Below are 13,942 nucleotides of genomic sequence, written 5' to 3'. Positions count from 1 at the left end.
AGATTGAATGACTTGTGTAGAAATCTAAACCAAAAGTTGCGCCTATCATTAATGATTTAAAAGATTATTTTTTTGTAAAAGTTCCCCTCGTAAAACCCTCACCAACTAAGGTATTATCATCTCTAATAAGAAGCATAATCGTATTTTGCTGATCGTATAGTTTAATCATTTCACCATCAATAACATATTTTGATGTAAAAACAGAATCTGTATAAGCATCTGTTACAGTAACCGAGTCTTTCGATTTAAAATTAAAATTCTTGTACTGTATATCTTCACTACTAGAAAAAGTACCCGAAACCACCTTTGCCTGAATAAAAGTAATGAAGCAAAAATATCCTATAACTAAAATTACAATTACAGAAAAAGCAATTAAAAACTTGTTTCCGCTGGCATATTTTATTGAGAAATATAGAATGGTGAATAGTATAAGGGCAACAATTACAAAAAAGATAATATTTGTATAATCTTTAGTTTCTTGTGGTACCGATGCCGTAACTGTTGATTCTGCAGTCGTTGCTTTTTTAACTGGCGAAACCCTAACTAAAAACTCCTTGCTTACCCAGCCTTCGCCATTGGTTACCTTAATTTTGAAATAACTTGCATCAGCAGAGTCGATAACAGCCACATTTTCCTTTTCAGGCAAATAACCAATTACCTTGCTTTTTGGGTCTGCCTTTGCTCTAACCCGCAAATTATCAGTTGTAACCCGATAAATCACATCCGCTGTTGTACCGGCGTTTGTAGCTGTTGGTGCTGTATCTTGTTTAGCCTCAGTTGTTGGTGGAGTAGTGGCTTGTGCAACTTTTTGGACAAAATCTTTACTAATCCAGCCCTCGGTATTTTTAAGCTTTACTTTATAAAACTTAGCGTTGGAAGCATCTAAAACAACAATATTTTCATTCTGATTTGCTGTTGCCACAACTTTACTTGTTGAGTTATTGCTTGCCCTTACATTTACTTTATCTGCCGTAACACGATACGTATCTTGTGCATGAACACGATTTGAAAAAATAATAAGAGCAATTAGTAAGTAAAAAATTTTAGTCATGGATTTTAGATTTCAGCAAAGCATTTATAAGATTGCAACGTCGAACAGCGCAAACATCGTGCTAAGTAAGGCAAAATTAGGAAATACTTTTAAACAGATACCAATAAGTTTTAGCCTATAAAACTTACCAGCTGCCGCCTGTTCCGCCACCACTGCTGCTTCCACCGCCCCAACTGCTGCTAGATGAGGATGATGAGGACGAGCTGCTTGATGAAGATGAACTAGACGAATCACTAGACTTTGTGAGCATAGCCAAAGTAATCCATTTTATAAACTCGGTTTTTTTACAAAAGCTACATTCATTTATTCTTTTAGCCTGTCCATCATGGCTATAAGTTGCAGCGGTAACTGTTACCAATAGATTAAGTTTGTAAGTTCTAAAACCACACGCAGGACATTCTATATAGTCGCTATACTCTTCCGCTGGCCAGGCTTTAATAACATGTTCTTTATGATCTTGGCTTTCCCAAATATCATAATCATAAGCTTTTATAACCTCTTCTTTGCGTTGCCCAGGGGTTAAAAATGGTTTGCCTTCAATATTTACATCTCTATCTATTCGAAGCATTTCATTGTTTTTTCTATCCAGAATGGGCTTAAAGCGATCAACAGTTTTACTTCTTTTAATTAAATGAACAATTATGGCAATTGCAATTATTGGTGAAAAAAAGATTAACCACCAATTCTTTCTATTAAATGACTTTACATCATTAAAAAAGTTTTTATCATCGTTGTGTGCTTTTCTTAAACTGGAAATATAAAAAAGATACCTAAAGAAAAGGCCAATAGCCAGAATGGCATATAAGATTATTGGAATGTGTACTAACCTTATTTTTTTGAATAAATCAAAACTTTCTGTAAAAACTATAACAAAAATGGAGATGAAAGCTATAAGAAAAAGAATACCACAACCTTTAGCAATTGCAAGATCTGAACTTGGTTTTTTTATAGAACTACTGCCTGAAATGTTTTTAGCCTGTCTGTTAACAATTTTAAATATTCCGAAAAATACGAGTAGAATTATAGCACTTGGAAGCCAGACATTTCCCCAGTCATTATTGTATTTTGTTTGCTGAGTAAAAAATTGATTGAGCTCTGATTTATTTTCTGGTTTTAATATTATAAGCCCTAGCGCATCAACAGTATTAATTATTCCTGTGCCGAAATCATTCTCTTTAAAGGCGGGGATTAAATGGTTTTCGGCAGTATGTTTAAGCGTAACATCTGGCAAAACGCCTTCAGCGCCGGTTCCGGTTATAAACCTGTACTTACGTCTGGTCTTCGAAATGAATAGAAGAACTCCATTATTGCTCGTTTTTTGCCCAATTCCCCATGTATTAAAAAGTTCGTAAGCAAAATCGAAGTCTTCTTTATCGTGGTCAAAATCATTTACAATAATTACTGCAAGCTGTAAGTTTGTTTTGCTTTCAAAATCTGCAATGGTATTGTTAAGTGTCGAAACCTCATCGCTGGTCAAAATTCCATCGGGATTACTTACATAACCACCTCCGTTATTCTTTGGGTCGGGAATTTCACCTACTTTATATTCAGTTTGAGCAAGTGTTGCTATTGAAATAAATAACGTAAGTAAAAATAACCCAATTCTTTTATTCAAATATTTTTTTAACATTTATTTTGAGGTTAAAATTTATGCGTTGCACATTTTAACAATAGGAAGTCGGATTTTACTCTTTTAATATTTTTTCCAGAATCTGATCAAGCTTTGCTTTATTTTTAAAGTAGGGCTCTAGATTATAAAGTTGTACGGTTTTAAATTCTATCGGATGGCTTTCGCTTTGAAGTGCAATGTAACCAGATGTTAATGCTTTTCCATCAACTTTAACTTTTGGATCAAAATTGGAAACATTACCACCGCCAACTTGTGGTTTTGTATATTCTAACACAACTTCTCCATCAATGATGTGTTTAACGACAGAATCCTGTAATACCAAAAATTCGGCTGTTACCCATTGATCGCCAGAGTAAGTCTTTGACTTTGAATCTAAGCAGTGTGGTGTAAATAAGGCGCCATTATAATTAATAACTGTTCCTGGTGTACAAACATTGCTGGTATGTCGCTCATGTTCGCCATCTCCGCCCAAAATCTGCCCTTCAATAGAAATTGGAAAATCCTGGTCTTTTAACATTGTTGATGGATCTTGGCAATGCAACATTGCACCGCTATTTCTTAAAGCCCAGCCTTCTCCGCCTTTTGCCTGCTCTCCAACAAAACGGTAAGTTACTTTTAGTAAATAGGCTGAAAATGGTTTTTTGTAAAAAATATGCCCATATTGCTGATCAAAATCCTTATACCCATCATAACTTACTTTTATTAAACCATCGTCAACACGAAAAGTATTGGCATAATTTTCTTTATAATCATGCTTAGAAATCTTGATGTTCCAATCTTTTAAGTCTTTTCCATTAAAGAGATTGATCCATCCTTTTTGGGCAAAAAGATGTTCGACAGAGATTGTGGAAAAGAAAAGTAACGCACAAAATATTTTAATTTTCATATGTAGGAGAATTTGGTTCTCGCTAAAAATATGAAATTAATTTAAACAGACGCAGTGATTAAGTTAAAAAAGGTTCTACTCTTTCTAGTGCAAAAGCCAATTGCTCATCTTGCGTTAAATCTGTATTGTCTAAGATAACGGCATCGTCTGCTCTAACCAGCGGACTTTCTTTACGCGTTGTGTCTGCGTAATCGCGATGTGCAAGATTTTCAAAAACTTCTTCCAAAGTTGTTTCATTATTGCCCTTGCTTTCCAGTTCTTTGAACCTTCGTTCTGCTCTGATTTTGGGATCAGCTGTCATGAAAAATTTAACAGGCGCATCGGGAAAAACCGTAGTGCCAATATCACGCCCATCCATTACAATGTTTTTTGATTTTCCCATTCGCTGTTGTTGTTTAACCATTTCATGGCGAACAATTTTATGCGCAGAAACTTCGCTAACATTTTCAGAAACGGGCATTAAACGGATTTCATCCGAAACTTCCTCACCGTTTAATGTTATATGCGATTGATAATCTCGAGAATGAAAATTAAGTTCGATGTGTTTTAAGGCATCAATAACTTTGGCATCATCAGAAATATCTATATGGTTTCTTAGGAAGTATAAGGTAACCGCACGGTACATGGCGCCGCTATCGATATAAATAAAACCTAATTTTTTAGCCAGCGCTTTTGCTAAAGTACTTTTTCCGCAAGATGAATAGCCATCAATAGCTATAACCAAGTTTTTTTTCATTACCACAAAGGTAAAAAAAGACAATGTACTTGCTTAATTTTTTATCGCAAGGATTCTAAAAAACTATACCTTATTTAAATTCAGCTTTTTATTTATCGAATTTAGCAATCCACACCGCTGTGTAAGGATGAAGCCAGCCCTTGTGCTGCAGATACCAGAATAAACCCTCGTTTATATGGAACTCGAATAAACCGTGCATGGCATGAGTGGCATTTCTGGTTGTATAATTTTTACGATAATGAAATGGAGTAATTAGAACGGCTTTTTTATAAGTTCCTTCATCAGTAACCTCAATTGTACATGGATCAAATGCAGCAGCGAATCTAAAATTGCCATTTAAACGCTCATTCCATTTATTCCATGCTACTACATTCTTGCCTTTTTTATCTAATAAAGGTTTGATATCCTGAGCCCTCAAATATGCATTACTATAAAATACCCTTGTTTTATTTTCTTTAGGAAACAGCATGTAAAAATTCATTACGCTGGCTTCGCGAAGTGGGATATAATCCAGAACAATGATCATTAGCACATTGCCATAAATACCGCATTTTTCTTTAAAGGTTAATGATTTTCCTCTGTTAACTCTAGCTTGAAAGCCAGCGGCGTTACTATTGTACTGTGATAGGTTATATGGTGTAGCGATTAGAAAAATTAATAAACCAACCACTAAAATAGCCGAAAGATCTCTCCTTTTTTTTCTTCGGAAGTAAAGAATTAAACCAATGGCTAAAACAATAACAAAAACGTAAAAAATGCTTAATGAGTAACAAAATGTCCAAATTGTTAAAAAGAGATAGACAATGCAAAGAATAGTAAACAAGAATGCTTTTAGAAAGCGCTTGAGTTTTTGGCCGAAAGATTTTAAAGTCATGGGACGATTGATGGGTATTTAGAGCTTAATATGGATGAATTTTTGAAGTTAGGATTTTATATACGAATTAACAAAAAGTGTATTCGTTTAAAGCATATTTTAACATTATTGGTTTAATTTTTTCTAAATATATTTGCATTTTATAAAAATCACAAAAATAAGATGTTACCTACCAGAGAAGAAATTTTAAAATCAGCTGTATTCAAAACTTCTCGAAGTGGGGGCAAAGGTGGTCAAAACGTAAACAAAGTTTCGAGCAAGGTAGAATTGATTTTCAATTTGGCAAGTTCTGAATATCTAACAGAGGATGAGAAATTGCTTATAAAATCCAGAGTTGAAAATCGACTGGATTCAGAAGGTTTGTTACATATTGTTTCGCAAGAGGATAGGAGCCAGCTTTTAAACAAAGAAAAGACCATTGCTAAATTAATCGATCTGCTTAAACGTTCCCTGGTAGTCCAAAAAAAACGCAAGCCCACTAAAACTCCAAAAGCTGTAATTCAAAAAAGATTGAAGAATAAATCTGTTAATGCAGAGCGAAAGGAAAGTAGAAAAAAGCCTAGTTTTGATTGATTTTAGATTTTGCCAAATCTGTAATATAAACTTAAGCCACCATAATTCTGTGCTTTCGCAACACTTTTAACTTCTTTGGTTTTAAAGATGATGTTAAAATCTGCCGTAAATCTTTTAGAACTATAATTAACGCCAAACTGTTGCTCAAAAACAATGGGTTTAACACCAAAAGTTACTGGACTATCATCATTAAATAAACTTCCCTGTATTGTAGCATCATACGCAACTACATTTAACTGGGGTTTTGCATAAAAGAAAAATTCTGATTTGTTTAGGCTGGCAGTTTTAGAGTTTCCTATAACTGCATTATGATAAGCGCTGTTAAATAATTGATTTAATCTTCCTGCTCTAAACAATACTGAAGCACCTAGGCCAGAAAACGTTGTGCCTAAGTTGGCATAACCCTGTCCGCTAAAATCGATAACATTATCATCTGTACGGTAAAGCAGTTTACTGTAATTGGCAGCTAAATTTACAGCAACTTCGTTTTTTATTTGATAATCCCAGCCAGCAGGGGTGTAGAAACCTACGGTTTTATGAAGAAATCTTTGTGCATCTTGAGCAAGTGAATTCGGGCCAACCGTTCCAATTTCAGTGCTCAATTTCAGTACGCTTTCATTTTTATAAAATATAGAATAAGCACCTCCGGCATATAAATATCCTGCAAAAGGTCTGTCTTGATCTGCTTTATTAGGCACCTGGCCCCAATATGGCGTGTACATTTTTTGGCCAGCAGAAATTTCGTAAGTTTTTTTCTCTATTTTTTCTCCAAATTTTTTAGGATTTATCGCCCTGCGGAAATAAATAAACAATCCATTGGTATAATAACGATCGTTTAACGTGGCCAAATAGGCGTCGTTTTCGGTTTTAAAGCCAAACTCGTTTTTATAAGATTGTGCAAAGCCCGTAGATAGAACTAATGAAAAAATTACTGCGGATAAAAAAGATTTCATAAAAAAGCCTAGGTATTTTTAACCTAGGCTGTAAAAGTATTTATTGTAATCGAATTTTAGTGCTGATGAGCCAAAAGATTACAAATTAGTTAACGATTGGAGCAACTTTAATACTTAAATCCAATGGTTTTTTAACTTTATTTTTTGTTAAGGCAAGTTCAATTACTTCGCTCATTTCAGTAACGTAATGGAAAGTTAAGTCCTTTACGTAGCTTTCCTTAATCTCTAAAATATCCTTGCGGTTGCTTTTACAAAGGATAATTTCTTTGATGTTTGCTCTTTTAGCTGCTAATATTTTTTCCTTAATTCCACCTACTGGCAATACTTTTCCACGTAAGGTAATCTCGCCAGTCATGGCTAAATGTTGTTTTACCTTACGTTGCGTAAATGCAGAGGTTAAAGCTGTTAACATCGTTACGCCGGCCGAAGGTCCATCTTTAGGCGTTGCGCCTGCAGGAACGTGAACATGAACATCCCAATTGTCAAATAACGAATAATCGATTCCAAATTCTGAAGCATGTGCCCGTAAATAAGCCAATGCAATTACCGCAGACTCTTTCATCACATCGCCAAGATTACCTGTTAAAGTCAGTTTTCCTTTACCTGGACTTAAGCTGGATTCGATGAAAAGAATGTCGCCGCCAACACTTGTCCAAGCTAAACCGGTTACAACTCCGGCAACTTCATTGCCTTCATATAGATCTTTATCGTAAATTGGAGCACCTAAAATACGTTCAACATCAGCAATGTTTAAATTTACATCATAAGCTTCTTCCATTGCAATTTTAGTAGCAACACCACGAACCAATGAACCGATTTTTTTCTCTAAACCACGTACTCCAGATTCTCTTGTGTAATCTTCAATTACTTTTTCAATCAAAGATGTTTTTAAATTGATGTCTTTGTTTTGAAGTCCGTGATTTTCTTTCTGTTTTGGCAAAAGATACTTCTTTGCAATCTCAATTTTCTCTTCTATGGTGTATCCGTTTACCTCGATAATTTCCATACGATCTAACAAAGCTGGCTGTATGGTACTTAAAGAGTTGGCTGTTGCGATAAATAGAATATTCGATAAATCGTAATCCATTTCCACATAATGATCATAAAATGCACTGTTTTGTTCGGGATCCAAAACCTCAAGTAAAGCCGATGAAGGATCGCCACGATGATCAGTACCTACCTTATCAATTTCATCTAGAACAAATACAGGGTTATCTGCACCAGCTTTTTTAATGGATGAAATGATACGGCCTGGCATTGCACCGATGTATGTTTTACGGTGACCTCTGATTTCGGCTTCATCACGGATTCCGCCTAAAGCCATACGTACATATTTACGTCCTAAAGCTTTTGCGATTGATTTGCCCAAAGATGTTTTACCAACTCCCGGAGGGCCAACCAAACATAAAATCGGTGCTTTCATATCGCGTTTTAACTTTAAAACCGCTAAGTACTCAATAATGCGTTGCTTAACCTTTTCTAGCCCAAAATGGTCTTTATCCAAAATACGTTGAGCACGTTTAAGATCAAAATTATCCTTTGTAAACTCGCTCCAGGGTAAATCCAGTAAAAGTTCTAGATAATTCAATTGGATCGAATAATCTGGCGCCGCCGGATTCATTCTGCCCAGTTTATCTAACTCTTTATCAAAATGTTCATCAACTGCCTTGGCCCATTTTTTCTTCTTCGCTCTTTCCTGTAGGGCATCGAATTCCAAATCTGCAGAATTTCCGCCAAGTTCTTCCTGAATGGTTTTTAATTGCTGATTTAAGAAATAATCACGTTGTTGCTTATCAAGATCGGTACGAACCTTAGATTGGATTTGATTTCTCAGCTCCAACATTTGCAACTCCACCATTAAAAGCTCCATAACTTTTTGAGCTCTATCCTGCAATTTATCCATTTCAAGGATTTTTTGCTTATCAGCCATTTCGGCATTCATGTTCGATGAAATGAAATTGATCAGAAATGAATTGCTTTCAATGTTTTTTAATGCTATGCTGGCTTCGCTAGGTATATTTGGAGAAAGTTGAATAATTTGAGACGACATCTCTCGGATAGAAGCAATTAAGGTTTTGAATTCTTTATCCGCTTTATGTTTCTGTTCTTCAAATTTCCTTACCACAGCTTTAATATAAGGCTCGTTTTGAACCTCTTCTATTAAACTAAAACGTTGCTTGCCCTGAATAATAACGGTTGTGTTACCATCAGGCATTTGAAGTAATTTTATAATATTGGCAACCGTTCCAACGGTGTTAAGTTGCTCAAAGGTAGGATCTTCTATAGAAACATCTTTTTGCGAAACAACTCCGATAATCTTGTTTCCCTTATATGCTTCTTTAATTAATTTGATGGATTTATCTCTTCCAACGGTAATTGGAATTACAACTCCGGGAAATAAAACAGTATTTCTTAATGGCAAAATTGCCAACGTTTCAGGCGTCTCCTCGTTATTCATTTCCTCTTCATCTTGTTGAGACATTAGGGGGAAAAACTCGGTATCTTCATTTATGATCGGCATCGCTGAATTGAAATCAAATATATCTTGTTTACTCATTATCTACATCTTCCTCTAACGACAAACTGGCAGTATTATCGTGTATTCTTTGCTTAATTTAATTGTTAAGGTAATAATTTCAATCCTTATGCCAAAGTGAAAATAGTATTAATCTTTTGTTAAAAAGGCAGATTCATTTTTAAATATTTATTGCATTATCATATTAAGCAAAATTTAGCGTTAAAGCTAATGTTTGCAGCATGCGGTTGTGTGAAAGAAATTAAAAAAACTTTTAAATTCTCAGAATAGGATTATATTGCGGAAAAATATTCCTTATAAATCCCACTGATGTGTAGATTTGTTAACTTATTATTAATACATGAACTATTTTAAACAAGCCGTTTTAGGACTTATTCTTTTCTCATCAACCAGCAGCTTTGCCCAGAGCAATTATGATAAAAGCATGCAGGCAATGATGAAAGGCGATTATAAAACTGCAGTTGTACAGTTGGAAAAGGCCGATACAAAGGATCCTGATAATGCAAACGTTTTAAAAATGTTGGGTTATTCTTATTTTCAAAATGGAGAATACGAAAAATCTATTTCTACTTACAGCCGTTTGGTTGTTATAAAACCAGGCGAGGTTTCTGCTTATTATTATCGGGGAAAAGCCCGCTTAAATATTGCGAACGATCCTAAAGAGTCGTTAAACTCTATGCGTGAAAATTTTTACACGGCTTCCATCAAGGATTTTACCAAGGCAATTGAAATTAGTGGGGAAGAAGATTCGCAAATGTTGCAAAATAGAGCTTTGGCCTATAAGGATTATGCTATTTTTAGATCTTTCAAAGTAAAGAAAAAGGAAGAGAAAGCGGCATGTGTAGCATTGTTTAATAACTCTATTGCTGATTTTCAGAAAGTGTTAACCATGCAGCCTTTAAGAAAAGATATTATTGATTGGGTAGCCTACGATAAAGCTCAGATTTTGAGTTTAAAATAAGTTATATAAATAACAAAAAAAATAGTCCTGAAATTTTTCAGGACTATTTTTTTTATTTTATTTTTCCGCTAATACTGTATTTCTTTGAACTCAGTAATCTTATTTTTTGTTGCTTTTTAATTAAATACAAGCTGTCAGGATAGTAAGTTAAGGTATCATTTGAAGTATAAAGCAGGTTTTTATTCGAAATAAAAATTTCAACTTTCTTGATGTTATTGCCCTGTTTTTCGATTACAATTTTTTTTACCGGAATCCTTTTGCTTGAGGAGGTATAGTTTTCCTGAGAATCGTTTTTAGAAGCCACAAAACTTCCTTTCCACGAAGTTTTATTAATGTCGGCATCAACAAAAACAGCAAGTTCCTTATTCCAATCCTTAATCACCAAAGCTTTACTTTCTGTTGCTCCGTTTATACTCACAGACTTTTTAACAAGAGGTTTAAGCTGTTGCAAGTGTGTAATTTCTTTCGCAAAATATCCCTTAACGTCAAAATAAAGAAAATCTGTATTTGCTTCAGATTCTTTTCGCTGATTACAGGAAAAAAATGCGAAGGCAAATACAAATAAATATTGTTTTTTAATCATTATACCAAAACGTTTCCTGTCATTTCTTCTGGAATGGCTACACCTAGTATTTTTAAAACGGTTGGTGCAATGTCTCCTAATTTGCCATCGGCAATGGTTTTGTAATCGTTATCAATTAAAATACATGGAACCAGATTGGTTGTGTGTGCGGTATTTGCAGAACCATCATTGTTTACCATAAATTCAGAATTGCCATGATCTGCTAAAAGGATGAAGGAATATCCATTTTCTAAGCCTTTATTTACTACGATTTCAGCACATTTATCTGCCGTTTCTACTGCTTTGATCACTGCGTCGAAAACACCTGTATGGCCAACCATATCAGGGTTGGCAAAATTTAAACAAATAAAATCGGCCCAGCCACTTTCTATTTCGGATGTAATGGCTTCCGTAATTCCTGCAGCGCTCATTTCTGGTTGCAAATCGTAGGTGGCTACTTTAGGCGAAGGAATCAAAATGCGTTTTTCATTTTCAAACTCAGACTCTCTGCCACCTGAAAAGAAGAATGTTACGTGCGGGTATTTTTCTGTTTCTGCAATGCGGATTTGATTTTTTTGATTGCTTGCCAATACCTCGCCTAAAGTTTTACTTAAATCATCTTTAGTGAATACAACATTTACTTTTTCAAAACTTTCATCATAGGTTGTCATTGTAACATAATACAATGGCAATTTGTACATTTCTTGTTCTGGAAAGTCTTTTTGAGTTAGGGCTGTTGTAATTTCCCGCCCTCTATCGGTACGGAAATTAAAACAAATTACCACATCATCATTTTGAATAGTTGCTACAGGCGTACCATCATTTTTTGTTAACACAACCGGTTGTAAAAACTCATCTGTTACTCCAGCATCATATGATTTCTTAATTGTAGCTAAGGCATCTTGAGTTTTTTCTCCAATTCCGTTAACCATCACATCGTAAGCTTTTTTTACGCGTTCCCAACGGTTATCTCTATCCATTGCAAAATAACGACCAACCATTGTGGCAAGCTTTGCATTTGAGTTTTGAATGTGGTTTTGTAAATCGCCAATAAAACCTAAGCCAGAATTTGGATCGGTATCTCTACCATCAAGAAACGCATGTACAAAAGTTTTTTCAACGTTGGCTTCATCAGCAGCATCACATAAAGCTTTTAAATGTTCTATATGTGCATGAACACCACCGTTGGAAACCAACCCAATAAAATGAACAGCTTTATTATTTTTCTTTGCGTAATCAAAAGCACTTAACAAAACAGGATGGCTATGTAATTCTCTGTCCGTAATTGCTTTATTTATTCTTCCCAATTCCTGATAAACAACTCTGCCAGCGCCTAAATTCATGTGGCCAACTTCAGAATTTCCCATTTGGCCTGCAGGCAAACCCACAGCCTCGCCAGAAGCTTCTAGCTTTGAATTAGGATAGTTTTGTAACAGTGAATCAAAAAATGGAGTATTGGCCGCATAAGCAGCATCAGAGTTGTCTTGTTTTCCGTAGCCCCAGCCATCTAAAATAATAAGTGCAAGTTTTTTATTTGTCATTAGTTTTTGTTTTTATGATAACAATTGCTCAAAAGCTAAAAATCTTATCCTTCGATTTGCCTTTCGTAATTTTATCAGAAGTAATACTGTAATTATCAAACATTTTTAAAACATTCTCATATGGAACATGTTTTAGTATTTATTACATCACAAATATAGCTTTATTGAAGGTTATACAAATTAAGAAATCCTTTTTTTGATAAGCTAATGGCATAATTTTAGCTGTAGGGTTCTGTATAAAATGCAGAAATGATCCGGAGCTTATTTTTACTAGTTATTAGTTTGTCGTCATTATACCGTTCTACAGCCATTCAGGCTGATATTATAGATGATTTATCTTCGTATTTTAAATCTAGCAACTCGAAAGAAATTGCTAAAAATTTTGCTTCGACAATAGAATTGATCATTATTGATGAAGAGGATGTATACTCTAAAGCACAGGGTGAACAGATTTTGAAAGATTTTTTTATCAAACACCCCCCGGTAAAAACGAGTATTTTCCATAAAATTAATACCAATCCAAATTACCGTTTTGGAGTTATTCTTTTAAGTACATCTAAAGAAACTTTCCGTGTTTCAATTACCATGAAAAAGTTTAACACCAACTTTTTAATTACAGAGCTGCGCATCGAACCCGCTAAAGATTAAACCAATTTTTATTTCTTAAATGAAGCTTTTAAATTAACTTTTAAGCTTGTTGGGCAATTGTCTGCTGATAAATAATTCTTATTTTTGCGATCAAATAACTTGTTTTGGACAAAGAACTTATAGATCAATTCATAAAAAATGCGCTTGCTGAAGACGTTGGCGATGGCGATCACACTTCATTATCAACCATTCCTGCTGACACTCAGGGTAAAGCAAAGCTTATCATCAAGGAAGATGGAATTTTAGCTGGTGTAGAACTTGCTCTTGAAATTTTTAAAGTTGTAGATGCAAATTTAAAAGTAGAGGTTCTGTTAAAAGATGGAGATCAGGTAAAAGTTGGAGATATTGGCTTAACGGTGAGTGGAAGTACACATTCTATTTTAATTGCCGAACGTTTGGTTTTAAATTGCATGCAAAGAATGAGTGGTATTGCGACTAAGACTAATCATATTGTTGCGCTTTTAAAAGATACCAAAACAAAAATATTAGATACCAGAAAAACAACTCCAGGTTTACGCTATTTAGAAAAATGGGCGGTTAGGATAGGAGGGGGTGTGAATCACAGAATCGGTTTATATGATATGATTTTAATAAAGGATAATCATGTAGACTATGCAGGTGGCATTTCAAATGCAATTAAATCTGCTCAAAAATATTTATCCGATCAGCAAAAATCTCTACAAATTGAAATTGAGGTGAGGAATATTGAGGAACTAACCCAAGTTTTGGAAATAGGTGGAGTAGATCGGATTATGCTTGATAATTTCAGTTTTGATAAACTTAGAGAAGCTGTAAAATTAATCGATGGAAAGTTTATTACTGAGGCTTCAGGAGGCATTACCGAAGAGAATGTAAAAGAATATGCAGATTGTGGCGTAGATTATATCTCGATGGGTGCGTTAACCCATTCGGTTAAAAGTTTAGATATCAGCTTAAAAGCATATTAACATGGTAGGCTGCTTAATAAAAGGCTTATTTTTTGTATCATTGT

The 13,942-nt window shown here is 34.6% G+C and carries 13 protein-coding genes; 4 read left to right on the top strand and 9 right to left on the bottom strand.

Annotated elements, in window-relative coordinates; all coding sequences use genetic code 11:
- Positions 1–64 precede the first annotated feature (64 nt).
- The 5 genes from DF947_RS20665 to DF947_RS20645 form a co-directional block, all read right to left on the bottom strand.
- Positions 65–1,051 (bottom strand): SH3 domain-containing protein, encoded by a 987-nt coding sequence (locus DF947_RS20665; RefSeq protein WP_109932565.1) that lies wholly within the window; start codon positions 1,049–1,051, stop codon positions 65–67.
- Between the two features lie 124 nt (positions 1,052–1,175).
- A complete protein-coding gene (locus DF947_RS20660) occupies positions 1,176–2,681 on the bottom strand; it encodes a TPM domain-containing protein (RefSeq protein WP_109932563.1) in 1,506 nt (501 codons plus the stop codon).
- Between the two features lie 55 nt (positions 2,682–2,736).
- The gene (locus tag DF947_RS20655) at positions 2,737–3,567 is read right to left on the bottom strand and encodes a 3-keto-disaccharide hydrolase (RefSeq protein WP_109932560.1); all 831 of its coding nucleotides are present in this window, start codon (positions 3,565–3,567) and stop codon (positions 2,737–2,739) included.
- 58 nt (positions 3,568–3,625) lie between these two features.
- The gene (gene cmk / locus DF947_RS20650; RefSeq protein WP_109932557.1) at positions 3,626–4,303 is read right to left on the bottom strand and encodes a (d)CMP kinase; all 678 of its coding nucleotides are present in this window, start codon (positions 4,301–4,303) and stop codon (positions 3,626–3,628) included.
- An 88-nt stretch (positions 4,304–4,391) separates the two neighbouring features.
- A complete protein-coding gene (locus DF947_RS20645; RefSeq protein WP_109932555.1) occupies positions 4,392–5,177 on the bottom strand; it encodes a hypothetical protein in 786 nt (261 codons plus the stop codon).
- Between the two features lie 162 nt (positions 5,178–5,339).
- On the opposite strand from DF947_RS20645, the gene arfB reads away from it, so the two are divergent.
- Positions 5,340–5,750 carry an alternative ribosome rescue aminoacyl-tRNA hydrolase ArfB gene (gene arfB / locus DF947_RS20640; protein WP_109932553.1) on the top strand — a complete coding sequence of 137 codons (411 nt, stop codon included), beginning with the start codon at positions 5,340–5,342 and terminating at the stop codon, positions 5,748–5,750.
- A 2-nt stretch (positions 5,751–5,752) separates the two neighbouring features.
- Here arfB and DF947_RS20635 read toward each other — a convergent pair whose 3' ends face one another.
- Both DF947_RS20635 and lon read right to left on the bottom strand, forming a co-directional pair.
- The gene (locus tag DF947_RS20635) at positions 5,753–6,703 is read right to left on the bottom strand and encodes a lipid A deacylase LpxR family protein (protein ID WP_109932551.1); all 951 of its coding nucleotides are present in this window, start codon (positions 6,701–6,703) and stop codon (positions 5,753–5,755) included.
- Between the two features lie 85 nt (positions 6,704–6,788).
- Complete coding sequence (lon, locus tag DF947_RS20630; protein WP_109932549.1) at positions 6,789–9,260, bottom strand: endopeptidase La; 2,472 nt, start codon at positions 9,258–9,260, stop codon at positions 6,789–6,791.
- A gap of 319 nt (positions 9,261–9,579) precedes the next feature.
- Between lon and DF947_RS20625 the strand changes: the two genes are divergently transcribed.
- The gene (locus tag DF947_RS20625; RefSeq protein WP_109932547.1) at positions 9,580–10,200 is read left to right on the top strand and encodes a tetratricopeptide repeat protein; all 621 of its coding nucleotides are present in this window, start codon (positions 9,580–9,582) and stop codon (positions 10,198–10,200) included.
- Between the two features lie 52 nt (positions 10,201–10,252).
- Here DF947_RS20625 and DF947_RS20620 read toward each other — a convergent pair whose 3' ends face one another.
- Together DF947_RS20620 and gpmI are read right to left on the bottom strand one after the other, a co-directional pair.
- Entirely contained in the window at positions 10,253–10,783 is a 531-nt protein-coding gene (locus tag DF947_RS20620) for a hypothetical protein (RefSeq protein WP_109932545.1), read from the bottom strand.
- Positions 10,783–12,303, bottom strand: a complete 1,521-nt coding sequence (gpmI, locus tag DF947_RS20615) for a 2,3-bisphosphoglycerate-independent phosphoglycerate mutase (protein WP_109932543.1) — start codon at positions 12,301–12,303, stop codon at positions 10,783–10,785. The genes DF947_RS20620 and gpmI overlap by 1 nt, the downstream gene beginning before the upstream one ends.
- A gap of 282 nt (positions 12,304–12,585) precedes the next feature.
- Here gpmI and DF947_RS20610 point away from each other — a divergent pair, with 282 nt between their 5' ends.
- Together DF947_RS20610 and nadC are read left to right on the top strand one after the other, a co-directional pair.
- Positions 12,586–12,951 carry a DUF4783 domain-containing protein gene (locus tag DF947_RS20610; RefSeq protein WP_240615431.1) on the top strand — a complete coding sequence of 122 codons (366 nt, stop codon included), beginning with the start codon at positions 12,586–12,588 and terminating at the stop codon, positions 12,949–12,951.
- A gap of 104 nt (positions 12,952–13,055) precedes the next feature.
- Positions 13,056–13,898 (top strand): carboxylating nicotinate-nucleotide diphosphorylase, encoded by an 843-nt coding sequence (nadC, locus tag DF947_RS20605; RefSeq protein WP_109932539.1) that lies wholly within the window; start codon positions 13,056–13,058, stop codon positions 13,896–13,898.
- Positions 13,899–13,942 lie beyond the last annotated feature (44 nt).

It is taken from the genome of Pedobacter paludis, assembly GCF_003173575.1.
Classification (GTDB): domain Bacteria; phylum Bacteroidota; class Bacteroidia; order Sphingobacteriales; family Sphingobacteriaceae; genus Pedobacter; species Pedobacter paludis.
The sequence above is the reverse complement of the archived record's forward strand: the minus strand, read 5'-3'. Positions and strand labels throughout refer to the sequence as shown.